This window comes from Pseudidiomarina sp. (genome assembly GCF_033722695.1).
In the GTDB taxonomy this organism is placed as follows: domain Bacteria; phylum Pseudomonadota; class Gammaproteobacteria; order Enterobacterales; family Alteromonadaceae; genus Pseudidiomarina.
The window spans coordinates 14,322-38,313 of sequence record NZ_JAWVYM010000007.1 but is presented as its reverse complement, the minus strand read 5'-3'; the positions used below and the strand labels follow the sequence as shown (position 1 = coordinate 38,313).

The window sequence follows — 23,992 nt, the reverse complement described above, 5'->3', positions numbered from 1 at the left end:
GTGCCCGGTTGCAGGCTAGCCCTGCAACCACTGATTGACCAACTGTTCGGCTTCGGCGGCCAGTTGCTGCAAATGTTCAGCGCTGACAAAGCTCTCAGAGTAAATTTTATAGACCGGCTCAGTGCCCGACGGCCGGGCGGCAAACCAACCATTCGCGGTTGTCACTTTTACTCCCCCGATGAGCGCATCGTTGGCCGGGGCCTTGGTCATTACTGCTGTCACTTCATCACCTGCCAGCGATTCCAGCTTCAGTTTATAGGCTCGGATTGAGCCAAAGGCAGCGTTAAGCTCAGCTGAGCTCGGTACATCAACCCGTTGGTAATACGAAGTCCCGTGCTGACGGCAAAGTTCGTCGTAATATTCGCCAGGGTTTTTGCCCGTGGTCGCGCAGATCTCAGCCGCCAGTAACGCCAGAATGATCCCATCTTTATCCGTTGACCAGGGCTGCCCCTGGCGATCCAGAAAGGTCGCGCCGGCGCTTTCTTCGCCTGCAAAAGCAGTAATGCCCTGATGCAGTTCCTGCGCGAACCATTTAAAACCAACCGGCATTTCACGCAATTTGCGGTTATTTGCCGTCACTACCCGGTCTATCATGGCGCTGGAAACCAGCGTCTTGCCGATCGCAAGATCGTTATGCCAGTCTCGATGACGGCATAAATAATCGATCGCCACCGCCAGATAGTGGTTCGGATTCAGTAACCCATGGGTGGGTGTGACGATGCCATGGCGGTCATAGTCAGGATCATTGCCAACGGCCACCGCATAGTGCTCTTTAAGCTTGAGAAGCGACGCCATCGCATAAGGAGAGGAACAATCCATACGGATTTTTCCATCTTTATCCAATGTCATAAACCGAAAGCTCGCATCAACTTCCTGATGATGCACCTCAATATTCAAATCATATTGGCGAGCGATAATATCCCAATAGCTGGCACCGGCACCGCCGAGTGCGTCAACACCAATGCGAATATCTGCCTTAGCGATACTCTCCATGTCGATGACTTCAGCCAGGCTGTCGATATAGGCCTGACGCCAATCCACTTCGCGGCACAGTTTACTACCGCGGGCTTCGCCATAGGACACCGCCTGCACGCCTGCCAGTTCGGACGTTAGTAGGGCATTAGCATACTTTTCAATAACCTTGGTCGCATCCGTATCGGCTGGCCCGCCATGAGGTGGATTGTATTTAAACCCCCCGTCAGCCGGAGGATTATGTGATGGCGTAATCACCACGCCGTCACACAGGTCGCTGCTACGACCTCGGTTGTAACGTAAAATAGCGTGACTGATCACCGGGGTTGGCGTATAACCGTCCTCAGACTGGATATGCACTTCAATATCATTACCGATAAAAACTTCCAGCGCAGTCATAAAAGCCGCTTCCGAAAGCGCATGAGTATCCTTGCCGAGCAGCAACGGCCCGGTAATGTGCTGCTCTTCGCGGTACGCAACCAGTGCCTGACTCATCGCCAGAATATGGGCTTCATTAAAGGAGTTTTGTAAGGCCGAGCCGCGGTGCCCTGAGGTGCCGAACTTAACTTGTTCGGCGGGATTGCGTGGATCCACTTCGTTGACAAAATAAGCGCTGATCAACTGGGCGATGTTGGTTAGATCCTGCGCTTGCGCCGGCTGCCCGGCCCGTTCATGTAATGCCATCAGAGAAAGTCCCTTATCTTTTCAGCTTCTGCCTCAGTGTAACCAAGTTCTTGCGCTACCTGAGTGAGTATTGATTTTTTACGGGTGGTATTATTATTGGTCACGACAAAATATGGCGAACCCGGAATCTGTTTCGGGTTGGTACTGGAACCATGGGCCTCGAGCTCAGCAACACTAGCAGCAAAATACTGCCGATCACGACCACTGATTTTAAACACCCGTGCGAAATCGTCACCATGACAGTGATACAACATCCCCAGAATATAAAGAAAGCGGGCAACAGCGCTGCGCTGACCGGCCAGATCGGCGCGGGTCATGTTATCAAAGATACTGCGGCTGCCCCGCTCGCTGGCCGTTGCGGCAACAGTTACCGCAACAAGAGGCTCTGAGCGCGGTGGCTCATCGGCAGTTTCCAGGTTCAGCAACCGACGTAAAATTGACGAAGCACTTTCGCCGATATGCTGGGTATGTCCTGCGATAAAACGGTATAACTCGTCATCAATTTCAATGCGTTTGCTCATTACCCTACACTTCTTCTGGTTTATGGCCTAGCCCATTTCAGCTATTATACCCAAGCACACTTGCGGGTACAGGAAATCAATATGAGCAAAGCACAGCTTCTGAATTATGAAACAGCCGGCAGCGGCGAACCCGTCGTGCTAATACATGGCCTGTTCGGCGATCTAGATAACCTCAAGGGCCTCGGCCGCGATCTGCAGCAGGACTTTCAGGTTATCATGGTTGATGTCCGCAATCATGGCGACTCCTTTCACGCTGATACCATGAATTATGCAGATATGGCAGACGATGTGGCGCGGGTTCTGGAACATCTTGAACTTGAACAGGTTCATATTGTCGGTCATTCGATGGGTGGCAAGCTTGCCATGGAATTTGCTCTGGCTAACCCAGATCGAGTCACCAGCCTGATCGTGGCAGATATCGCTCCGGTGGCCTACGACACCAGGCACCGGAATATTCTTGATGCCCTGGAAGATCTCGATTTAAGCAAAGTCAGTAGCCGTAAAGACGCGGATCAGCTTCTAGCTAAACATATCGACGGCCATAACGTACGTCAGTTTTTGCTGAAGAATCTGGAGCGGCGCGAAGACAACAGCTACGAATGGCGATTAAATTTGCCGGTAATTGATGCCTGTTACGGAGAACTCTCGGACGCGGTCCGCGAAGGCACTTATGACGGCCCGGTATTGTTTATAAAAGGCGGCGAATCGGATTATTTAACGACAGAATATGAAGATGCTGTCCGCGCACGCTTCAGTAACGTGGATCTTAAAGTTATCGAAGGTGCGGGACACTGGCTTCACGCTGAAAAACCACGCATTTTTAACCGTACAGCCCGCAGCTTTCTGGAGCAACATTCTCGCACCTGAGCAGTGCGCATGTTATACTTCGCGCCTAAATACAGAGGTCTGTAATGCTGTCAGAACATTTTGAGTTAATTGAAACGCTGGGCACCAATTTCGCCATAGCGATTCTGTTCATCCTGATCGGATTAGCGATTCACGATGTATTAAAAACTGGCAATGTCCCGAAATTTGGCCGTTGGTTTGTATGGCTGGTATTATTTCTTGGTTGCGTAGGATTCATTGCCAAAGGCATTATTCAGGCATTTCTGGAACCAGGTCTTTAAACTTTCATCAGGCAGGTAGTAACGACGTTATGGCAAGTGTTGGTATTTTCTTTGGTAGTGACACCGGCAACACAGAAGCTGTTGCACAAATGATCCAGAAAGAACTGGGCAAACAGCTCATCGATGTTTTTGACATTGCCAAATCGAGCAAAGAAGACATCGCATCCTACGATTTACTGATGTTTGGTATTCCGACATGGTATTACGGCGAAGCTCAGTGTGACTGGGACGATTTTTTTCCGGATCTTGAAGAGATTGATTTCAACAATAAGCTGGTTGCCATTTTTGGTTGTGGCGACCAGGAAGACTATTCCGAGTATTTCCTTGATGCCATGGGCACCGTGCGCGACATCGTTGAAGCCCGTGGCGGCATTATCGTAGGCCACTGGCCAACCGCAGGCTATGATTTTGATGCCTCCCGCGCTTTAGTGGACGATGATCACTTTGTCGGCTTAGGTATTGATGAAGATCGCCAGCCTGAATTAACCAAAGAGCGTGTGCAGGGCTGGTGCGCTCAACTACGTGACGAACTGGCATTGGATCAGCTAAGTTAATAAAGCATTCCAAAGCTTTCAGTGATGTGTCTATAATGGCGCGGTAACCTGACTATTTTAATAAAAGCGGCGACAGTATAATGAGCAGCAAAGACGAGCTACAACTAAAAAAAGCAGGCCTGAAAGTCACCTCTCCGCGAGTTAAAATCCTGGAGATACTGAAGAATCCTGCCAATCAACATGTCAGCGCTGAAGATGTGTATAAGATCCTGCTGGAAAAAAATGAAGAAATTGGCTTAGCGACTGTTTATCGGGTATTAAACCAGTTTGATGATGCCGGCATCGTTAGCCGTCACCATTTCGAAGGAGGCCGCTCGGTCTTCGAACTCAGCAATAAAGAGCATCACGATCACCTGGTCTGCCTGACTTGTGGGCATGTATTTGAATTTGAAGACAATGTCATTGAGGATCGTCAGGTTCAGATCGCCGAAGCCAATGATATCAAGCTCACCAACCACAGCTTATATCTTTATGGCGAGTGCCAGAAAGCCGATCATTGCGAGCACAATCAGGCCGAACAAGAGTAAGGCTTTTTGCTCCGGTTAGAGAACTCCTGTATGCTTACCCGATATTAACCACCTTTTTCGCAGCATAGGCACATCCCTGCCTGTGCTGCCTTATCCGCACAAACAAGAGATACCCCCAATACATGAGTTTTAACGATTTAGGTTTATCAAAGCCCGTACTTGCTGTACTTGCAGAACAAGGTTACAGCACTCCTACTCCGATTCAGCAGCAAGCCATTCCAGCCGTTTTAGCGGGCCGCGATGTCATGGCCGCAGCCCAAACCGGCACCGGTAAAACAGCTGGTTTTACGCTGCCAATGCTTGAGCTGATGAAAGAAGGCCAGCGCGCCAGTCCGAATCACGTTCGCGCCCTTATTCTTACTCCAACCCGTGAGCTCGCTGCTCAGGTTGCTGAGAGCGTCGCCACTTATGGCCGCGATATTAAACTATCGTCAGCGGTGGTTTTCGGCGGCGTTGGTATTAACCCGCAAATGATGAAACTCCGTAAGGGTGTAGACATTCTGATTGCGACCCCGGGTCGCTTGCTGGATCTTTACCAGCAAAACGCGGTTAAATTTAAAGAGCTTGAAATACTGGTGCTGGATGAAGCTGACCGGATGCTCGATATGGGCTTTATCCACGATATCAAGCGCATCCTTAAGTTATTACCGGCACAGCGGCAGAACTTACTGTTCTCGGCGACCTTCTCTGACGACATCAGAGCCCTGGCTAAGGGCCTGGTTAATAACCCGGTAGAAGTATCCGTAGCACCACCAAACACTACTGCGGAGCGCGTTGAGCAATCTCTTTATGGTGTGGAACAGTCGCAGAAAACGGCCCTGCTGTGCCAGCTACTTCGGGCTCGCGGTACCCCACAGGTACTGGTATTTACCCGCACTAAGCATGGCGCCAACCGGCTGGTGCGACAGCTGGAAGCCAATAGCTTCCTGGCCGCAGCCATTCACGGCAATAAGAGTCAGGGCGCCCGTACCAAAGCCCTTGATGACTTTAAAAAGGGCCGGGTTAATGTGCTGGTCGCAACGGATATCGCTGCCCGCGGCATCGATATTGATCTGTTACCCCTGGTCGTTAATTACGATTTGCCGAACGTTTCCGAAGACTACGTACACCGCATTGGTCGCACCGCCCGTGCTGGTGCCAGTGGCCATGCGTTATCGCTGGTGAGTCCGGAAGAAGTTAAACAGCTACGGGGCATTGAAAAGCTCATTGATCAGAAAATCGAACGGCTTGAAGCTGAAGGCTTCATCCCGGTGGATTTAGTACGGGGGCGCCCGGCACCAGCCAAGCAACAACAGAATCGTGGCGGTGGACGAGATGGTAACCGTGGTAGCGGAGGTCGCGGACGCGACAATAGCCAGCGTGGACGTGATGGCGGTCGAGGCCAGAGCTCCGGCCGCAACCGCTAATAGAACCGACTGACGGGGCTATCAGGCCTCGTCAGTCCAGGTATCGCGCAGTCCCACAGTCTGATTGAATACCAGCTTATCGGCTGAACTATCTTTGCTATCCGCGCAGAAATATCCAATCCGCTCAAACTGATAAGCCTCGTCCGGCTTAGCTGCCTGCAGGCTTGGTTCAACAAAGCCCTGATGCACCAGCAATGATGACGGGTTCAGGGTACTGAAAAAGTCCTGTTCAGCGGCCGGATTAGGCACCTGGAATAAGCGATCATATAACCGGAACTCTGCTGGCAGCGCATGGCAGGCAGACACCCAGTGAATTACGCCCTTCACTTTACGGCCGTCGGCCGGGTCCTGGCCCAGGGTGTCAGGGTCATAGGTACAGTAAATAGTACGCACCAGCCCCGCATCGTCTTTCTCAACCCGCTCTGCTTTAATTACGTACGCATTGCGCAGACGAACTTCCTTGCCTAATACCAGTCGTTTAAATTTCTTATTGGCTTCTTCGCGGAAATCATCCGCTTCAATAAAAATTTCGCGGCTAAAGGGCACTGGGCGGGTACCCATAGCGTCATCGTTCGGATGATTCGGTGCCTGTAATTCTTCGCTGCTGTCATCCGGGTAGTTCTCGATAACCAGTTTAACCGGATTAATAACGGCCAGTGCCCGCGGCGCGTGCACGTTTAATTCATCGCGGATACAGGACTCGAGCATGCTCATCTCGACCTGGTTATCCATTTTGGTCACGCCAATGCGATGACAGAACTCTCGAATTGAATTCGGGGTATAGCCGCGCCGACGTAAGCCAGCGATGGTTGGCATACGCGGGTCATCCCAGCCGCTCACCCGCCCTTCTTCAACCAGTTCGTTCAGCTTACGCTTACTCATCACGGTGTACTGCAGATTCAGGCGTGAAAACTCTATCTGTTGCGGATGGCAATCCACTGAAATATTCTCCAGCACCCAGTCGTACAAGCGACGGTTGTCCTGAAACTCCAGCGTACAAAGTGAGTGGGTGATACCTTCGAGCGCATCCGAGATACAGTGTGTAAAGTCATACATCGGATACACGCACCACTTATCGCCGGTCTGGTGGTGATGCGCAAAACGGACCCGGTAGATAACCGGATCACGCAGCACCATAAACGACGATGCCATATCAATCTTCGCCCGCAGGCTGGCCTCACCTTCCTGATACTTCCCGTCTCGCATATCTTCGAAGTGTTTCAAATTCTCAGCCACTGATGTATCGCGGTACGGGCTGTTCACGCCCGGCTCTTTCAGGGTGCCCCGCATTTCGCGCATCTGTTCCTGGGTCGAAAAATCGACGTAGGCCAGACCTTTTTCAATCAGTTCCACCGCGAAGCCATAGAGTTTGTCAAAGTAGTCAGATGAATAGCGTGGCTTACCTTCCCACTCATAACCCATCCAGCGCACGTCTTCCTGAATCGAGTTGATGTAATCAACCTTTTCTTTAAGCGGGTTGGTGTCATCAAAACGCAGATTACAGGTTCCCTGGTAGTCCTGGGCAATGCCAAAGTTCAACACGATCGATTTAGCGTGCCCGATATGCAAATAGCCATTGGGCTCAGGCGGAAAACGCGTATGCACTTGATCATGCTTACCGCTGGCCAGATCTTTATCAATGAGTTGGCGGATAAAATTACTACGGGGCGCTTCTGCTGCCATGGGTGCAAGGTCTCCGGTGTTTCACCTGAAAAATGGCCGTTATGATCGCAGTTTCCGCCGCCACTGGCAAGGGTTGTTAACGACTGGTGAGTACGTTAAAAAAGCAATAAGCACTGCGTTGCTGACGCTGCGCTTCAGTCAGATCAATCCAGCGAAATTGGAGTTTTGTGCCGGCGGTTGCTTGGGCCAGCATAGCGCGGGAGCGCCAGCTTAGCTGACCAATTTTAGGATAGCCGCCAAGAGTCTGCCGATCGTTCAGCATGATGATCGGTTGCCCGTCCGGTGGGATCTGAATCGCGCCCACGGGTAACGGCTCAGAAATAAGCTGTGGACCTTGCCAGCGCACCGGGGCTGACGCTTTTAGTCGTGCGCCCATGCGATCCTGGGCGGTCGTCATTTCAAATTGCTGCGTACTGAAGGCGTCCCGGGCCGCTGCGGTAAACTGTTCTGCCTGTGCTACCGGTATCACTTCAAGCTGCAAACTGGCTACGCCAGGATCGCTGACAAAGCGACTCTGTGGGCGCCGCGGTAGAGCTTGATTACTGGCGGGCACAGCTGGGCCAGACAACAGATCACCTGCCCTCAGCGGCGCCCCATCACCGCGCAAACCACCTAAACCGTCACGCTGCACCGTTGCCACGCTGCCCATCGTCAGCGGCGCAGCAAACCCACCAGCTACGGCTAGATAAGCCCGTAAGCCATGCTGTGGCGGATTGATCTGGAGCTGATCGCCGATATTACCGGTAAATACCTGCCAGTTCGGCTGCACCTTGCCATTGACCAGCACTTCAACCTGGGCACCGGTAGTAACCCATTGTGTAGTTTGTTTTAACCGGGCTTTAAAGCCTCCCAGGGTGATTTCGATTTGTGCGGCATTATAATGATTACTGAGCAGACGGTTAGCCCATAAGAACGCGTGCTCATCTACTGGCCCGCCGGTAGTTATGCCCTGCGCCAGATAACCGTAGCGGCCAAAATCCTGCAGACTCGCCAACAAACCCGGTTGTTCAACTTCCAGTAATGGCTTCATTTCGGTTCCCGATTAAACTCCGCAAGCGAAATAGCAACAAACTTAACCTGATCGCCCGGCTGTAACTGAGGAAGCTTCCGTACCCGACCGATAATCCGCCAGCCCCCCGGCGACTGACGCGGATAGATGGCGGTCTGTTGATTCGCGATGGCGACACTACCAGCAGGGACTTTCTGCCGCGGGGTATCTAAACGGGGTAATCGCAGGCGTTCCGGCACATCCCCCATGTAAGCAAAGCCTGGTGCAAATCCCAGCGCATAGACCAGATAATCCGGAGTAGTATGCAGGCGGATGACCTCGTCAATACTGCAACCCGATAAGTCCGCCACCGCTTCTATGTCTAAAGCGACCTGAGGATCGTAACAAACTTCGACCGATACGACTGCGCCGGCATCGGCGATGGCCTCAGGCTCGCCCTGCAGTTGCTGCAGCCCTTCGTTAATCAACTGACGCACCGCGGCCTCGCTCGATAGCGCAATATCGTAATACACCATCAGGGTTCGATATGCCGGTACCAGCTCCGCAATAGCACCCTCTTGGTTTTGCCCAAGCCAGGCCTTCAGAGCGTGCACCTGCCGGTTTACCCGCGGGCAAATGACCGCATCAAATTCGACCATTACCGCATCAACTGCCGCGCTGACGATGCGCACTTCATCACTATTATTCAGGCTGCTCATAGCGCTGGCTTACCATCGGCTTGCTTGGTTGTGCCTTGCAAAGCATCACGGATGGCGGCAACGGTGGCGATGGATTCCGGGTTATCGCCGTGAACACAAAGCGTGTCCGCCGCCAGGGTTAGCTTACTGCCATCACTTGCGGTTATCGGCTCGCCCCGGGCAAAGCTTACTGCCTGCTGCAAAATATCCGCACGCTTGGTGAGTACCGCATCAGCATGCTCGCGTGAGCGCAGGCTGCCATCGGGGTCATAGCGGCGATCAGCGAAAACCTCGCGTAATAACTGCACCTCAAACTTAGCCGCTATGTCTTCCTGCCAGCGATTATCCACTTTAGCTAAAGTCACCAGCTGCAAGGCCGGTTCGCGGTGCCGATTCATCTCGGCAATAGTCCTGACTATGGTCTCAAAAAGTTCAGGCTGCTTTTGCTTATCGTTGTATAAGGCGCCATGAGGCTTAACATAACGCAGTACCACGCCATTGGCGCGGCATAGCGCATCAAGCGCGCCGATCTGGTAAAGCAGAATGGCGCGCAGGTCACTGGCACTGAATTGCATTGAGCGGCGTCCGAAATGAGCGAGGTCAGGATATCCGGGGTGGGCTCCAATCTGCACCTGGCGGGATTTTGCCAGGCAAATTGTGGCTTGCATGATGGCTGGTTCGCCAGCATGAAAGCCGCAGGCAATACTAGCCATGTCAATATAAGGCATCACCGCCGCGTCATCGCCGACTGGCCAGGCCTCGCAACGTTCGCCCATGTCACAGTTGAGCAGCATGTTTTACAACCTAATCTTCGCGTTTGCTGTGGTTTTTTCTGGCGCTGGCCGCATTAAATCGCGCATAACTGTACCCGAACAGATAAATGCCCAGGCCTGTGGCAGCGAGTTGCATTGGCGGTAACATCAAACCGGCGATCTGGTGCGCAGCAAATACTGCAGCACTGCCGGTCAGCCCCAGGGTTAACAGCGATAGTGCGATAAAGGTAACAGGCTCCAGCCAGCGCTCAAACGAGCGTAACCCGACTAAGCTCACCAGCGCACCCAGAATAACGCCCCAGGCTAACGGAGTACCCAGTTTATACCAGCTTAACTGGTAATTGACTATCGCAGCCCAGAGTTGCGCTTCAGTCGCGTTATAAAACAACAATCCGACCAGGCCCGCCAGAATCACCAGACGTTTGGTTAACGACATGCGCACTATTCCTATGCTATTAGATTGATTAATACAGTAGTGACAATAAGAAGAGCACGACAATGAGCACCGGTACCCAGAGAATCGCTGACTGATACCATTTCATTACCGGCGCTTCATAAGGTTCAGCTTCACCTTTAATACGGCGTGGCGGACGACGTTGGTTGAATAACCAGATCACCCCAAAAATAATCAGGGCCACACCAAAAAATTTCCAGCTCGTTGAGTTGCCTCCAGCCGGTGTCAGTACGCCAAGCAACAGGCCGACAATAATAACGGCGAGTGCGGAAATACGCTTTATTATGCTACTGTTCATCTTTGTTTATGCGTCCTTCTTTAGCGGCTTTACGCCAGCTCAGATAGAAACTAATCCAACCGGCAATTACTAATACTATACCTGTAAAAATAGTTACCATGTTCTGCTCCCAGGCTCCGCTTAACAGAGCCACGAAGCCAATAATTATGACTAACGAAGCAATTAACATTATAACCTCCCTGGTTGCTTAACTTACCATAACCAATCCGCGCGCTTTAGAAAAGTGCCTACCGTGCTTATTCGACTATTATACTAAGCGGTGGCATACTCATTTGCATTGATTTATCTGTAGCGGAGAGCCGGCGCATGACCCGAACCAGACAAGACAACGAATTGCAGACGTGTGAGTCAGAGTACCTGCAACGCGATGCCACCTTGTTTCCGGCTTCACCACGCCAGTTGACACCAAAACTGAAAGTGCAGCGCGTTATGCCGCAGCGCCAGCTAAAGATGATTGGGCCCTGGTGCTTTCTTGATCATTTTGGCCCGGTAGCACCGGCTGATTACCGTCAGTTTGATGTGCCTCCTCACCCCCATATAGGTCTGCAGACTATTACCTGGTTATTTTCTGGCCAGCTGCTCCATAAAGACAGTCTGGGCTACGAGCAGTCATTGCGCCGCGGCGAGCTTAACCTGATGACTGCCGGCAGCGGAATCAGCCATGCGGAGATTGCCGACGAACAGCTACGCGATCCTCTGCATGGACTGCAACTCTGGGCCGCCTTACCGCCCGCCCATGAGCAAACCAAGCCCCGTTTTGATCATTATCAACAGGTTCCACAATTTAGTATAGGTAACTGCCTGGCAACCTTAATAAGCGGGGTCTACGCGGGCAAAAAGTCGACCCACGAGTCGCCCGCAGTCAGTTTTCATCCTGGCGTCGCCATGATTCTGCAGAGCCCATTATCGACTGTCATCAGCTTAAATCTGGAAACCGAGTTCGAATATGGCATCTACGTTTGTGAGGGCCGCATCGACATTGAGGGGCAGACGGTGCGCAAGCACGTATTAATCAACCTCGGCAGTAACCGCAGCCACCTTGAACTTGAGATGGGGGCTGACACCACCTTGATAATGCTCGGCGGCGAAGCCTTTGATCAACCAATTAAAATGTGGTGGAACTTCGTCAGCAGCAATGCTGATCGTATCCAACATGCTCAACAACAATGGAACGCTGGTGATTCGCGTTTTGGTGAGGTCAAAGGCTATCAGGGTGACCGCCTGATGGCGCCGGAGATGCCAATATGAGTTTGCTATTTACGCTCAGAGAATTTAGCCGTCGCGTGGGGCTCTGGTTCATTGCCGCGGGAATAACCCTGGCGTTGCTCTTCACCTCTGTGCTTATTTATAAATGGACGGTGTACGAACCTGATCCACCAACGGTCGCGCAATGTCAGTCACTGCAGATCCTGCTTGCAGCTGATGGCGCGGCGGAAGCACATTTGTATCAATGTCAGCGTGGCGAAGAAGGCAACTGGCAAGGCTATGAAGTGTGGCTATATGAGCCTTATACGCGAGAATGGCAGCGTATTCTTACCGCGGCCAGTAACGATGCCGCCACCGCTTGCATGAGCCTTGCCTGGCGTCAGGATAAGTCGCTGCAGGTATACCACAGCCAAAGCCGTGGCGACCTGAACGTCGCCCACAATTCGGTCATTTATTATGACCAACAGGGGCTGCCTGGAACTATATCAGTTAACACTGAGCGCCAGGATATCTGTCCGATGCCCTAGCGCTGCGGTTAGCCCAGTTTCATGACCATTTTCAGTGGCAAGCGTTTCATCAGAAAACCAATTAGCGCCCATGGCCAACCCGGCACATAAGCCTTTACCGGCTCTTTTTCGATAGCTTTAACTAAGGCCTTACAGCCCGTTTCGGTGTCCACCATAAAGGGCGTATTCTTCACTTTCTCGTTTATTTCAGAGCGAATGAAGCCCGGTAATATGGCACTGGTCTTAATAGGCGACCCGGAACGAATCAAATCGGCCCGAATGCCTTCTGTCAGCGATAACAGACCTGCCTTGGTGGCAGCATAAACAGTCATCGCGCGCGGCATGCCGCGTAAGGCACTGATGGAACTGATGGTTACCAGGTGGCCAGCATTCTGTTCCCGGAAAATCTCCAGGGCGGCTTCACATTGCGCCAGCGCCGCGACAAAGTTGGTCTGCGCAGTCTGCACATTAGCATGGAAATAACCGGTGCCCAGCGAGGCGCCCTTACCCATACCGGCATTCACAATAATGCGGTCAATCAGGCCAAATTCAGCTTTAAATTCCTTAAAGACCTCAAATACCCGGGCATGGTCATTAACATCCAGCGCCCGCACACTGACTTTACAATTAGGGTAAGTCGATTCAAGTTCAGTCTTTAAGGTCTCGAGCCGCTCGGTTCTGCGGGCGCACAGCGCCAGGTTTCGGCCTTTTGCTGCAAACTGCCGCGCCATTCCCTCACCGAGTCCGGAACTTGCGCCTGTTATGAGTATTGTTTTTCGAATGTTGTTTGGCATTAAGTATGTTCCTGTTTAATTAACTTCCGGGCCCGCCAGTGCAGGTAATTCACCAAAAACCAGAAGTTTTTAAAAGCTGGATTACGGGTCTGCTTGTGATGATAGCGATAGTAAATCTGCTGGGCGATAACGCTCAGACGAAATAGCCCGAAGACCTCATAAAATTTAAAATCGGTGACATTAACCTGCATTTTCTCGCAGTAGTAATCAATAACCTCGGCTCGCGTTAACATGCCCTTTAAGTGGGTTGGCTGGCGACGTGTCGACTGGGCGATGCGATCATCATCAGCCTGAATCCAGTAAGCAAGGCTGTTACCTAGATCCATAAGCGGATTACCCAGGGTAGCCAGTTCCCAGTCCAGCACACCAATAATCCGGGTCGGCTGATCCGGATCCAACACCAGATTATCAAAGCGAAAATCGTTATGGGTCATACAAATGGTCTCGCTGGCTGGCATATTATCCTGCAGCCAGCTGATAATCCCTTTCCCGGAAGGCACATTCCAGGTCTTCGCCCTGCGGTAGCGCTCGCTCCAGCCGGTGACCTGGCGTTCGGTATAGCCTTCGCCTTTTGCCAGCCCGGTCAGATTAGCGGCATCGATATCAACCTGATGCAACTCAATCAGGCAATCAAGCGCGTTTTTACAGAGTTCACGAGTCTCACCTTCGCTTAGCTGCAGGCCACGGGGCATATTTTTTCGTGGAATTATCCCGGCGACTCGATCCATGATATAGAACTCGGCGCCGATAATGCTTTCATCATCAGTATAAAGGTGCATTTGTGGTACATAGGGATAAACCGGCTTAAGTGCCTGCTGTAGCCGGAATTCACGGCCCATGTCGTGCGCTGACTTTGCCTTAGTACCCGCCGGTGGCCGTCGCAATATTAAGTCCGCGTTGTCAAACTCAAGCCGGTAAGTCCAGTTGGAAGCGCCACCGGCATACTGAGTGACCTTCATAGCGCCTTCCAGATACGGCAGCTGTTCACGTAACCAGGTACTGAGGTCTGCCTCGGGCAACTGTTCGCCGGCGCGTACTTCGCCGGCTTTGTCTTCCAGTTTAGTCGCAGTACTCATGCCGGATCCCGCACGTTAGGATGATCGCGGTACTTGGCCAGCTCAACTTTGGCGATGGTAGCCCGGTGCACCGCATCGGGACCATCAGCGATGCGCAGCGCCCGTGCCATGGCATAAAGGGCTGTTAGCGGTACATCATGGCTCATGCCGGCACCGCCATAGAGCTGAATCGTTTCGTCCACAACTTTCTGCAGCACATTAGGTGCCGCGACTTTAATCGCTGAGATTTCGCTCAGGGCTTTCATGGCTCCGACCTGATCAATCTTCCAGGCGGCAAAAAAGGTCAGCAAACGCGCCTGGTCGATCGCAATACGCATATCAGCCACCCGCTCCATATTGCCGCCTAGCTGCAACAGCGGTTTGCCAAACGCGACGCGATCCTGACCCCGCTGCATAAACAGCTGCAGGGCTTTTTCGGCAGCGCCCAGCGCCCGCATGCAGTGATGGATACGGCCTGGCCCTAAACGTCCCTGAGCAATTTTAAAACCATCGCCCAGCCCGCCAATCAAATTGGTTTTCGGCACCCGTACATTGTCAAATAGCACTTCACCATGGCCATAAGGGGCATCGTATTCACCAAAAGCTGGTAGCATCCGTTCAATGACTACCCCCTCTGCATCCAGCGGTACCAGCACCATGCTATGACGCTGGTGCTTAGCCGCGCCGGCATCCGTTAGGCCCATAACAATGGCAAAACGCGCATCAGGATGCCCTAATCCGGTTGACCACCATTTACGGCCGCGAATGACCACCTCGTCACCGTCAGCCACAATGCTAGCTTGCATGTTGGTCGCATCGGAAGAAGCCACATCAGGCTCTGTCATACAAAACACCGAGCGGATCTCACCCTTTAGCAGTGGCTTTAGCCATTGCTCCTGCTGCTCGCTGGTACCAAAATGGTAAAGCACTTCCATATTACCTGTGTCCGGCGCGTTGCAGTTGAATACTTCAGGCGCTAACAGGCTGTGCCCCATCACCTCTGCCAGTGGCGCATATTCGAGTGTGGTCAGACCGGCGCCGAGCTTTTCATCGGGTAAGAATAAATTCCACAGGCCAGCGGCTTTCGCTTTCTCTTTGAGTTCGCTGACCATTGGCGGCACCTGCCACTCACGCCAGTTACCGTCTGGGTTCAACCGCCGGTTTTCTTTCTGATAGTTGGCTTCGGCTGGCTCAATATGCTCCCGCATAAAAGCAATGAGTCGTTTCCGATAATCGAGAGTTCTGGGGCTGGGTGTAAAATCCATTAGCTACCTTCCTGATAAGACTGCTCTGTTGCACAAGTTCAAACGCTTGTTTAAATGATTGTAAACCAATTAAAGTCGCCGGTTAACCAGAAACCGGCTGCTTTATCCTTAAAATTTATCACTATGGTGGGTTTGCTTAGTCAAGCTGGGTTGTATAATTCGCCGGTATCCAGCGGTAGCCTTTATCCTGCGTGGCTAAGTGACCGATGCCGGGAAAGGATACGTGCGCTCCGGCGGCCCAGTAACCTTCACTGGCAACCGAACTGAATACCCCTTTGCGAACCTTTTCAGCAACCGCACTGTCAGTATCGAAGTCGATAGTTACCCCCGGATCAGCAAACTGAATGGCCGCGACATGGATCACATCGCCCCAGAACACCATCGTCTGTTCAGCGTTAGTGACATGATAACCGCTATGCCCCGGGGTATGACCAACCGTCGGATGCGCGACAACGCCGGGTAGGATTTCAGTCACGCCGGTGAAGGTGTTCAGCTGGCCACTCTCCTGATAGGGTTTCAGTGCGGTCATGGCACCGCGAAAAAAGTCTTTCTGACCTTCGGGAGCGGCTTCAAGATGCGCCTTATCTAACCAGAAACTGGCGTCATCTGTGTGTACATAAACTTTGGCATTCGGATAAAGCCGCTCTCCCTCCTGCACCAGTCCGCCGACATGATCAGGGTGCATATGAGTGATCAGGATCACATCGATATCATCCGTCTGGTAACCCGCTGCCTGCAGGTTCTCTGGTAATTTACCCAGGGTCGGGCCAAACATACTGCCAGCGCCCGTATCGACCAGTACCAGCTGGTCGCCGGTGTCTACCAGAAAGCCATTTAGCGAGGTTTCCAGTGGGCTCTCAAGGTAGTCTTTCGCCAGGCGCTGCTGAACCTCAGCAGCATCCAGATGCAATAAATCGTGCATCGGGAGATCCACGGTGCCGTCAGAAAGCGCCGTGATTATAAAGTCGCCAAGGGGCATGCGGTAATAGCCAGGAGCCTGGCTGCTATCTTCCGGTGCTGCCTGCAGTGCAGTGCCGGCAAACATCAGGCCTACCGTCAGCATAACTGTCATTGCCTTGTTCATCTGAACCTCCGTCTTCTGCAACTAACTGCTGTTAATACTAGCTGAGGCCTTACCCAAATCAATAAAAAAGCTTCTGTTCAAACATTAACCTTGACTTAGATGCTGTGTGGCGCATAGTATGCAATTACTGTGTGCTACACAGTAGGTAATACGAATTTCAACAGGTGGCGTATGGCTAACGATAAGTTCGACAAAATCAAACTGGAGTTGCGACGGGGAATTCTGGTGCTGGCGGTGCTGCAGTCGCTGCAACAGCCGCACTACGGTTACTCGCTTCGCAAACAACTCAATGAAGCAGGCCTTGATATTGATGAAGGTACCCTGTACCCGCTGATTCGCCGCCTGGCGGAACAAGGTCTGCTGGAAAGTGAGTGGCAGCAGGCAGAGCAGCGCAAGCGTCGCTACTACCAGCTCTCTGATGAAGGCCGGTCGGTGCTGCAACTACTGATAACCGAGTGGCAACAACTCAATACTACCCTTCAGGCTTTAATGGAGACGTCACATGAATCTCATTGATCGATATATCTTTGCTGTACAGCAGTACACACCAGCGGCACAACAACAGAGTGTTGCTGATGACCTGCGGGATCATCTTGAAAACGAAGTTGATGCCTTAAGCGATGGCCAGCCAACTGAACAAGAAGTTGCCGGGCTGCTACGGCGGTTTGGCTCACCCGAGCAGGTCGCCCAACGTTATGCTCCCCGTCCGCAGCCAGTGAAACCGGAACAGATGCCTAAATATATGCTGGTATTACGGTACGTCATTGCCATCGCTTTTGGGCTGACCCTGATTAAGAGTTACTTCACCGTAATCGCCAGCGAGAGCTTTCATCTCTCGCAGTTTATCAGCCAGTTTATAGTTCGGTTTATTGATTTAGGCTTGTTTGGGTTCGCCGTGGTAACGCTCATTTTCTGGGCGCTTAATCTTCGCCCCCAACCGCAAGATCAATGGGATCCACAAAGTCTTCCTGAAGCTGGCCGGCCATGGCAGCGTATTAGTTTGTCAGATATCGTCAGTGATATTGCCGAAGGGATCTTTATCCTGCTGTTGCTCTGGTACAACGTCTGGGGGCCTGAAGTACTTAGTGCTTACAACGACTCAGTGATGATTGCCCCGGCACTGGCCGACTGGCGTATTGGTCTGAGCGTTCTGGTGGTGGTAGCTATTGCCAAACAGATCTGGTTATTGCGTACGCCCTATTGGACTGCCCGGCTACTCAGGATCAATCTGTTTATAAGTGCTATTTACGTTGTGGTTTTCGGCTACCTGGCAAGTCTGTCGGAATTTATAATTTTCGGTAGCCAGGCAACACTTTGGCTTTCGCCGGATTGGATTAACCAGCTTATCCGCGGCCTGCTTGCGCTGGTAGCGGTTATTTATCTGGTGAAAATAGTTCGTGACGGCCGCCGCCTTTGGCTGCTGCGGCAATCAACATAAAGCAGGAGGCTGTCAATGACTGAACTGGTGCTCCAGGTAGTTTTGTATGCTGGCAGCAAACCGTTTTGACGTCAGTTCGGCGAGGATTCGGAAATAGGTGTCAGCCCCCTCCTCGCCGGGATTCTTTTCAATCTGCAGTTGGTAAAGCTCCCAGAGCCTGAATAGCCCGATGGGGTAGTCGCTCTTCAGCTCTTGATCGATACGCTCAGCAACCACCAGACCACAGGCATAGTGCTTAGCGAACTGCTCATCAGTAAGAGGTTGCTCACATAACGTCAGAGCGGTCTCCAGCCGCTGGCTCAGAAAGTTGTCGCTTACGCCCTGATTATGAAGGTATTCATAGGCCATAAATTCTGCGGCACCTTCATGAATCCAGGCATTATCATTATCAAACAAATTGCCCTGAAACAGATGGGCAACTTCGTGGGCAAAGAACCACAGGGTTTCGTTGACAAATTCAGTGCTTTGCATGCGCTCATAAAGGCTATGCCCATACCAGTGTACAAATAACTGCGAACCGATAACGCCGCCCTGCTGCCCGTAACGTCCGTCATCAGTACTGCTGAACGACGCCATCACCATTGGCCGCACGGTCAACTCACCCAGCCGCGCCGAGAAATAATTCATTATGGGAGGCAAATCCTGTTGCAGGCTGCTTTGCAGAGCCTGTGGCAGGCCAGGATCAATAATGCTTTGCAGACCATTCACGGAGGGGGCCTGGGGGCCCACATAAACCATCACACCATCATCGGCTGATTCTTGCCAGTTAGCGCTCTGCCGGGCATTCTGTCCGGGCAGCCGGATATAATCTAGTGGCTCGGCCTGCATATGAAAGTCATAGGTCAGCCGCATCGCATCATCGCAGGTCAGCGGGCAAACCTTAAACCGACCGGAGAACCAGCCCATGCCCCCGTCAGTAAAGGGCGAAAAAGGCGCGTAATCCTTCAGCAAGGGGGTGTAGGTGGGTGTAAGTCCGATATTGACTTCACTAAATGGCTGGCCATCCCGGCGGCTGATAAATTCCTGTCCAGTGGCCGTATCCACCGCCACCATGAAGTAATCCGAAACAGGCTGCCAGCGCTCAACCCGGGTATGATCAGGATTACGCACAAAAGCCAGTCGTTGCGTTGGCTTTTCCAGCTGATACAGCACCGACCATTCCGTGCCGTTCTGTTTTTGCATCGTGACACTGATATCTTCAGTGGTTGAAGCGCTGTAATACTGCGCTGCCACCCAGATTGCGGCAGCGCCCGCGGCCAATCCCAACAACAGCTTTTTGCTACTCATCGGTTATTCCCGGGCGCATCATGGTCTTAATAGGCCTTACCAAGGCTGCCCGCCATAAATCCGATAAATACCAGCAGCAAGCCAGCAGCAGCGACGCCCATACCGATCATCGGCAGTAAGCTATAGCGCAATGCGGTCGGGAAATTGTCCGCTGAAAAGCGCTTATTCATCACCAGATAAGTGACCGCAGAAACCCAGATGATCAGACAGAACCCTGAAACCAGCAGGTATATCCAACCCCCTTCACTACCATATTCAGCGGCCGGCCCCAGCAACCACAACATTATTGCAGCCAGGCCCACCGGCAGATAAGCCAGGGCATCAAACATTGCGACCAGCCAGGCGATACCCAGGTAGTTACGTTTCTTTTTCTCAGTGTCAAATTTCAGCACTACGATGCTCCTCATTATCGAACATATGAATTAATAGCATAGCTGACTTGATTATAAACTGACTGATTCGCGGCCAAAGGAGCGCGCTTTAAAGGCCAGAAATATCATGACCAGACCGAATAAGACCGCATATGCGCCGAGCAGCCAGAGCAACGCCAGAATACCAACGCCAGGCTGGGCTATAAGTAAAATACCCAGCAGTACTGAAGCGATCCCGCCGACAATCAGCAACCACTCGCCGGTAATTTCCTTACGCAAGCGAATGGCTGCGACCAGTTGCAGTACGCCAGTTGCGATAGCCCAGATGGCAATGTAAAACAGTAGCGCCAGGGCCGTTATATCAGGCGCTAAAAAAGCAAGAATACCGATACCTATGCCAATCAATCCCCAGAGCAACCAGACCCACCAGTCATCGTCAGTCTGACGTCCGGCCAGCGCCGTCCAAACACCTAGGATGCCGTCAGCAAAGATAAAAATACCAAATACCAGAATCAGTACGGTCAGTGAGATATCTGGCTGAACGAAAATAAAAAGACCGAAGGCCAGCGCGATCAGCCCCCGCAACAGTAGAGTCCACCAGTTCCGAGCAATAGCACCTGTGAGGCTTACATCATTATTCATAAGATTCTCCTGAGGTTATCATTAATGGTTGTCAGCGATTAATCCAGCCTCCCGTAACCGGGAATACCTGAGCAACAAAACAATCGGCTTTATCACTGCACAAATAAGCGGCAAAAGCGGCATCCTCGGCCGCCGAAACCAGCCGGCCCAGCGGCACTTCACGTTTTAGCCTTGCCTGGAAGCGCGGATCAGACTGCACTTCCGCCGGAAAATAAGTCGGATTATCGACAAAATTCTGTGCAATCGCATTGATCTGAATATAGTGTGGCGCCATTTCAATTGCCGCAGCCTGCATATAGGCAAGCTGCGCACCGCGAGCGGCGCTATAAGTGGAGGTGCGTTTCATACCACGTAACGCCGCGGCACTGCCCATTAGCAGTATTTTTCCGCGCTGCCGCTCAATCATCGCCGGCAATACGGCTTTAAACAGCCTTGGTAAGGGATCGACCAGCGCAGCGAATACGCTTTTCCATTCATCGCTGTCGACCTCCGTCAGGCGTGTAGCAGGTGCAGTAATCGCCAGGTTCACCACTAATACATCAATATCACCGGCCTCATTTATAACCTTTTTCACTGCATCCGAGGTCTGCAAGTCGTTGTTATCGGCAATCACCGTTGCACCTTGGCGCCTGAATTCATCCACCAGGGCCGGCCCCATAAAACGCTCAGCATGGGTAACTAATATCCGTTTATCAGTGAGCATTCCCGACTCCATGCGTATCTACCTCAATGACTAACTGGCCGTATTTATTATAATTAAGTCTAGAAGCGCGAATCATTTTCGCAAGGCATACCGTCGTTATCGCCGTCCATTTTGACGTCCGGACAATGCTGAACGAAAAATTCTGCCTCTGCGCGGGACTTCATCTGGCTACAATACTGGCGCCCGTCACAGCGGAACGCAGAGTCTTTTGCAGCGTATCGTGGCGCTTTACCCGTGAGGACTCTGTTGAGGGTGTCGGGCTGGGTATATTGGCTCACCGTTTGTTTCACGTTGACCCGCTGCGTCTCGGTCAGGTAATAATTCCAGGCCGCAGCAACCAGTAGAATAAGTAAGATAACTTTTTTCATGGCCGGACTCCGCAACGCGTCTAAGGGCTGATCAGGCGATAGGTGATTGTGGCTCGCTTACATCTCGTTTCAGTACCAGAATGGCCAGGTAAATAACTCCAAACAATGGTATCAGCGATAATATAAACCCGATAACGCCCGCAATAACAGGATTAGTTGTTTTTCTTCTGCCAAGGTAATAGCTCAATAACCCAAAAATTACCGCGATAATCAGAAATCCCTGCCCAATGAGCGTCATGTTGATATTCATTTAAATCATCCTTGTTTTAACTAGCTTCTGCTTGATAATAAAAATTAATGTAACAGCAAAGCATCTACCCAACAAGGCGCCTTCGCCCCCCCTAATTTGACAGCCTGAGCGAGACTAGCCTATGTTTATAAGGCTAGTTAACTCATTTTCAGCTAGTTAAAACAAAAGGAGGAAACTGTGTATACCAGCAAATTTGTTGCAGTAATTTCCAGTGTTTTACTTACCGCTCCGGCATGGAGCCAGAACCCGTATCAGCAACCTGATGATACCTGGATACAGATTAGCGGTACGGTAGAGTCTGTATCACCAGACAGCTTTATTCTTAATTACGGTAACGGCACTATCAGCGTCGAAATGACGGACGGTGACCGCGATGCCGACGCATACAAGCTGTTGCCCGACGATAAAGTAACGGTTTCAGGTCTTATCGACGACGACTTTTTCGAAACCACCTCCATCGACGCCAGTAGTGTGTACGTAGAAAACATCGGTACTTACTTCTATGCCAGTGCTATTGATGAAGACGAGCGTATGTACACCTTCACTGTGCCCATTGTGGTTTCAGAAGCAACCATTCGCGGTACCGTATCAGCGGTTGATCCCGTCGCCGGTGAATTTACTATCAATACTGGCAGCCGCTTAGTGACTGTTGAAACCGATGAAATGCCTTACGATCCGCTGGATGACGAAGGCTATCAGCAAGTCAGCATTAACGATGTAGTTAGCGTTACCGGCCAGATCGATAACGATCTCTTTGAAGGCCAGGTCTTTGAAGCGGATTATGTCACTACCCTGTACGACCATCCGTAATGGCAGGTGCTCCAAAGGCAATATCCAAGGGGAATAAAAAAGGCGCTTTAAAAGCGCCTTTTTTATTCCCCTTGTTCGGCAAGAATCCAGGACTTCGCCTGTTCAAGTTCGTCGTATGAGAATGTCTTAATCTTGGCATCTACCAATCCCCCGCCCACTTTTTCGGCTAGGCCTGCCAGCGATGAGTCGGTAACAACGGCCACGTGCGAAATCTTTTTATGATGGTCTTTTACAAAATTGACCTGCTCCGATAAAGCAGAGAATGAATCCCAGCCCGGAAACTCTTTACTACGAATAATAATGCCCTTTAACCCACCTGATTTTTCTACATAAGGATCGATAACCTCGGAAGCAAACTTAAAATCTGCCTCTGACAGCTGGCCTTTAGGTTCGAGAATCGCGATAGCATCGGTATCCAGCAAGTTAATATTCAACACGCATTTTCTCCTCGTTGTGCAAGAGCTTACAGTCAGCTTAGCAAACAAATCCAAAAAAAACCGGGGACACCTGAAGTGGCCCCGGCTTGCAAAAATCCAGTTTAGCTTTAACTGCTCATTGCTAAATTACTTGCTGCGAGCAGCAGCGCTCTGGATTTTACCTTTTTCTTTACCAGATATAACACCAGCATCTTTCAGGCTGTTGGTTACATCAGATACACAGCTGACAAACTGACCATGATTCTGGCCTTCAACACGACAAGCGTTGATTTCGTCGGTAATAGTACAACCGCTGGCATTCAGATGATTGGTCACACCTGAATCATTAGTACCTACCACCACAGTGTCGCTCAGATCAGACGCCGGGCAAAAATCCAGATCATCGTTGATGCCATCGCCATCAGTATCCGTGATTTCCGGCGTGATGCTCAAGATCCGACCATAACCATTCAGATACTCTGAGGCGGAACTGAAATAAAACTGAAAATATCCGTTTGTCGGAGCTTCATTAAACACCGGATAAGGGTCAAAGGACGTTATCAGGTCGCCATGTATAGGACTGTATAAATAAACGTAGCTGTAGTCGTAGTAGTACCAACCTTGCGAGTTACTACTCAGCCAATAAGCGACATCGCCATAGCTATAATAATTTTGGTTGGTAAATAAATAGCGATTGTAATCGCCCGGGGCTACCTGCTTTTCGCGGGTTAAAACTTCATCGCCGTTAGCATCATATACACTTACACTATAAGAGACGACTGCGGGCGGCTCATAATAGTAGTAGCTGTAAACCAGAGGAGTGCCATCGTCGTATGTCGCTGTAGCGGTATAAGTCATAGCCGTATTAGCATAACCGCCGTTGAGGTAAACATGTCCGCCAACAAAGTCGCCTTTAATAACCACTGTTTTCTCTTCTGCGCTAACAGGAGAAGCCAACATCAAAAAAGGTATAGCAAATAAAGAAAGGAAGTATTTTTTATTATTTTTCATGACAAGGCCTAATTTTATTGTGAAAAGTTACGTAACTTTTGCGGCCTGAAAGTCAGGCCGCTACACAAGATAGGCCAATGATTAATAAGTGATCAATAAAT

The 23,992-nt window shown here is 51.2% G+C and carries 31 protein-coding genes; 10 read left to right on the top strand and 21 right to left on the bottom strand.

Annotated elements, in window-relative coordinates; genetic code table 11:
- Positions 1–15 precede the first annotated feature (15 nt).
- Both pgm and R3196_RS04505 read right to left on the bottom strand, forming a co-directional pair.
- Positions 16–1,656, bottom strand: a complete 1,641-nt coding sequence (gene pgm / locus R3196_RS04510; RefSeq protein WP_318935462.1) for a phosphoglucomutase (alpha-D-glucose-1,6-bisphosphate-dependent) — start codon at positions 1,654–1,656, stop codon at positions 16–18.
- Entirely contained in the window at positions 1,656–2,177 is a 522-nt protein-coding gene (locus R3196_RS04505; RefSeq protein WP_318935461.1) for a replication initiation regulator SeqA, read from the bottom strand. The genes pgm and R3196_RS04505 overlap by 1 nt, the downstream gene beginning before the upstream one ends.
- Before the next feature lie 81 nt (positions 2,178–2,258).
- On the opposite strand from R3196_RS04505, the gene R3196_RS04500 reads away from it, so the two are divergent.
- The 5 genes from R3196_RS04500 (at position 2,259) to R3196_RS04480 (ending at position 5,791) form a co-directional block, all read left to right on the top strand.
- Positions 2,259–3,044: an alpha/beta fold hydrolase gene (locus tag R3196_RS04500; protein ID WP_318935460.1), complete on the top strand. Its 786-nt coding sequence runs from the start codon at positions 2,259–2,261 to the stop codon at positions 3,042–3,044.
- A 44-nt stretch (positions 3,045–3,088) separates the two neighbouring features.
- Entirely contained in the window at positions 3,089–3,304 is a 216-nt protein-coding gene (locus R3196_RS04495; protein ID WP_318935459.1) for a DUF2788 domain-containing protein, read from the top strand.
- A 29-nt stretch (positions 3,305–3,333) separates the two neighbouring features.
- Positions 3,334–3,858, top strand: a complete 525-nt coding sequence (gene fldA / locus R3196_RS04490) for a flavodoxin FldA (protein WP_318935458.1) — start codon at positions 3,334–3,336, stop codon at positions 3,856–3,858.
- An 80-nt stretch (positions 3,859–3,938) separates the two neighbouring features.
- Positions 3,939–4,385 carry a ferric iron uptake transcriptional regulator gene (fur, locus tag R3196_RS04485; RefSeq protein ID WP_318935457.1) on the top strand — a complete coding sequence of 149 codons (447 nt, stop codon included), beginning with the start codon at positions 3,939–3,941 and terminating at the stop codon, positions 4,383–4,385.
- 122 nt (positions 4,386–4,507) lie between these two features.
- The gene (locus R3196_RS04480) at positions 4,508–5,791 is read left to right on the top strand and encodes a DEAD/DEAH box helicase (protein ID WP_318935456.1); all 1,284 of its coding nucleotides are present in this window, start codon (positions 4,508–4,510) and stop codon (positions 5,789–5,791) included.
- A 21-nt stretch (positions 5,792–5,812) separates the two neighbouring features.
- Here R3196_RS04480 and glnS read toward each other — a convergent pair whose 3' ends face one another.
- The 7 genes from glnS to R3196_RS04445 all read right to left on the bottom strand — a co-directional run bounded on the left by glnS (position 5,813) and on the right by R3196_RS04445 (position 10,854).
- Positions 5,813–7,474 carry a glutamine--tRNA ligase gene (gene glnS / locus R3196_RS04475; protein ID WP_318935455.1) on the bottom strand — a complete coding sequence of 554 codons (1,662 nt, stop codon included), beginning with the start codon at positions 7,472–7,474 and terminating at the stop codon, positions 5,813–5,815.
- Positions 7,475–7,550: 76 nt separating this feature from the next.
- Positions 7,551–8,504: a biotin-dependent carboxyltransferase family protein gene (locus R3196_RS04470; RefSeq protein WP_318935454.1), complete on the bottom strand. Its 954-nt coding sequence runs from the start codon at positions 8,502–8,504 to the stop codon at positions 7,551–7,553.
- Positions 8,501–9,181, bottom strand: coding sequence for an allophanate hydrolase subunit 1 (locus R3196_RS04465; protein ID WP_318935453.1), 681 nt, complete (start codon positions 9,179–9,181; stop codon positions 8,501–8,503). Before R3196_RS04465 ends, R3196_RS04470 begins: the two co-directional genes overlap by 4 nt.
- Positions 9,178–9,954, bottom strand: a complete 777-nt coding sequence (locus R3196_RS04460; protein ID WP_318935452.1) for a 5-oxoprolinase subunit PxpA — start codon at positions 9,952–9,954, stop codon at positions 9,178–9,180. The genes R3196_RS04465 and R3196_RS04460 overlap by 4 nt, the downstream gene beginning before the upstream one ends.
- A gap of 10 nt (positions 9,955–9,964) precedes the next feature.
- On the bottom strand, positions 9,965–10,369 hold the full coding sequence (locus R3196_RS04455) for a hypothetical protein (protein ID WP_318935451.1): 405 nt from the start codon (positions 10,367–10,369) through the stop codon (positions 9,965–9,967).
- Positions 10,370–10,397: 28 nt separating this feature from the next.
- Complete coding sequence (locus tag R3196_RS04450) at positions 10,398–10,685, bottom strand: hypothetical protein (protein ID WP_318935450.1); 288 nt, start codon at positions 10,683–10,685, stop codon at positions 10,398–10,400.
- Positions 10,675–10,854, bottom strand: coding sequence for a hypothetical protein (locus tag R3196_RS04445; protein ID WP_318935449.1), 180 nt, complete (start codon positions 10,852–10,854; stop codon positions 10,675–10,677). The genes R3196_RS04450 and R3196_RS04445 overlap by 11 nt, the downstream gene beginning before the upstream one ends.
- Before the next feature lie 137 nt (positions 10,855–10,991).
- On the opposite strand from R3196_RS04445, the gene R3196_RS04440 reads away from it, so the two are divergent.
- Positions 10,992–11,933, top strand: a complete 942-nt coding sequence (locus R3196_RS04440) for a pirin family protein (protein ID WP_318935448.1) — start codon at positions 10,992–10,994, stop codon at positions 11,931–11,933.
- On the top strand, positions 11,930–12,418 hold the full coding sequence (locus R3196_RS04435) for a hypothetical protein (RefSeq protein ID WP_318935447.1): 489 nt from the start codon (positions 11,930–11,932) through the stop codon (positions 12,416–12,418). The genes R3196_RS04440 and R3196_RS04435 overlap by 4 nt, the downstream gene beginning before the upstream one ends.
- An 8-nt stretch (positions 12,419–12,426) precedes the next feature.
- Here R3196_RS04435 and R3196_RS04430 read toward each other — a convergent pair whose 3' ends face one another.
- The 4 genes from R3196_RS04430 to R3196_RS04415 form a co-directional block, all read right to left on the bottom strand.
- Positions 12,427–13,191 carry an SDR family oxidoreductase gene (locus R3196_RS04430; RefSeq protein WP_318935446.1) on the bottom strand — a complete coding sequence of 255 codons (765 nt, stop codon included), beginning with the start codon at positions 13,189–13,191 and terminating at the stop codon, positions 12,427–12,429.
- The gene (locus R3196_RS04425) at positions 13,191–14,267 is read right to left on the bottom strand and encodes a phosphotransferase family protein (RefSeq protein ID WP_318935445.1); all 1,077 of its coding nucleotides are present in this window, start codon (positions 14,265–14,267) and stop codon (positions 13,191–13,193) included. The genes R3196_RS04430 and R3196_RS04425 overlap by 1 nt, the downstream gene beginning before the upstream one ends.
- The gene (locus R3196_RS04420; protein ID WP_318935444.1) at positions 14,264–15,511 is read right to left on the bottom strand and encodes an acyl-CoA dehydrogenase family protein; all 1,248 of its coding nucleotides are present in this window, start codon (positions 15,509–15,511) and stop codon (positions 14,264–14,266) included. The genes R3196_RS04425 and R3196_RS04420 overlap by 4 nt, the downstream gene beginning before the upstream one ends.
- Before the next feature lie 136 nt (positions 15,512–15,647).
- The gene (locus R3196_RS04415) at positions 15,648–16,595 is read right to left on the bottom strand and encodes an MBL fold metallo-hydrolase (protein ID WP_318935443.1); all 948 of its coding nucleotides are present in this window, start codon (positions 16,593–16,595) and stop codon (positions 15,648–15,650) included.
- Between the two features lie 171 nt (positions 16,596–16,766).
- On the opposite strand from R3196_RS04415, the gene R3196_RS04410 reads away from it, so the two are divergent.
- Positions 16,767–17,111 carry a PadR family transcriptional regulator gene (locus R3196_RS04410; protein ID WP_318935442.1) on the top strand — a complete coding sequence of 115 codons (345 nt, stop codon included), beginning with the start codon at positions 16,767–16,769 and terminating at the stop codon, positions 17,109–17,111.
- Entirely contained in the window at positions 17,098–18,033 is a 936-nt protein-coding gene (locus R3196_RS04405; RefSeq protein ID WP_318935441.1) for a hypothetical protein, read from the top strand. Before R3196_RS04410 ends, R3196_RS04405 begins: the two co-directional genes overlap by 14 nt.
- A gap of 12 nt (positions 18,034–18,045) precedes the next feature.
- On the opposite strand, the gene R3196_RS04400 is transcribed toward R3196_RS04405, so the two are convergent.
- From R3196_RS04400 to R3196_RS04375, 6 genes are read right to left on the bottom strand one after another with little or no spacing between them, the layout of a single operon-like run.
- A complete protein-coding gene (locus R3196_RS04400) occupies positions 18,046–19,320 on the bottom strand; it encodes a hypothetical protein (protein ID WP_318935440.1) in 1,275 nt (424 codons plus the stop codon).
- Positions 19,321–19,346: 26 nt separating this feature from the next.
- Positions 19,347–19,712, bottom strand: coding sequence for a hypothetical protein (locus R3196_RS04395; RefSeq protein ID WP_318935439.1), 366 nt, complete (start codon positions 19,710–19,712; stop codon positions 19,347–19,349).
- A gap of 51 nt (positions 19,713–19,763) precedes the next feature.
- On the bottom strand, positions 19,764–20,333 hold the full coding sequence (locus tag R3196_RS04390) for an HdeD family acid-resistance protein (RefSeq protein WP_318935438.1): 570 nt from the start codon (positions 20,331–20,333) through the stop codon (positions 19,764–19,766).
- Between the two features lie 31 nt (positions 20,334–20,364).
- The gene (locus R3196_RS04385) at positions 20,365–21,036 is read right to left on the bottom strand and encodes an SDR family oxidoreductase (RefSeq protein ID WP_318935437.1); all 672 of its coding nucleotides are present in this window, start codon (positions 21,034–21,036) and stop codon (positions 20,365–20,367) included.
- Positions 21,037–21,095: 59 nt separating this feature from the next.
- Positions 21,096–21,404: an excalibur calcium-binding domain-containing protein gene (locus R3196_RS04380; protein ID WP_318935436.1), complete on the bottom strand. Its 309-nt coding sequence runs from the start codon at positions 21,402–21,404 to the stop codon at positions 21,096–21,098.
- A gap of 31 nt (positions 21,405–21,435) precedes the next feature.
- Positions 21,436–21,654: a hypothetical protein gene (locus R3196_RS04375; RefSeq protein WP_318935435.1), complete on the bottom strand. Its 219-nt coding sequence runs from the start codon at positions 21,652–21,654 to the stop codon at positions 21,436–21,438.
- Between the two features lie 177 nt (positions 21,655–21,831).
- Here R3196_RS04375 and R3196_RS04370 point away from each other — a divergent pair, with 177 nt between their 5' ends.
- Positions 21,832–22,464, top strand: a complete 633-nt coding sequence (locus R3196_RS04370) for a hypothetical protein (RefSeq protein WP_318935434.1) — start codon at positions 21,832–21,834, stop codon at positions 22,462–22,464.
- 62 nt (positions 22,465–22,526) lie between these two features.
- Here R3196_RS04370 and R3196_RS04365 read toward each other — a convergent pair whose 3' ends face one another.
- Entirely contained in the window at positions 22,527–22,901 is a 375-nt protein-coding gene (locus R3196_RS04365; protein ID WP_318935433.1) for an STAS/SEC14 domain-containing protein, read from the bottom strand.
- Positions 22,902–23,027: 126 nt separating this feature from the next.
- Complete coding sequence (locus R3196_RS04360) at positions 23,028–23,891, bottom strand: hypothetical protein (RefSeq protein WP_318935432.1); 864 nt, start codon at positions 23,889–23,891, stop codon at positions 23,028–23,030.
- Between the last annotated feature and the right edge of the window lie 101 nt (positions 23,892–23,992).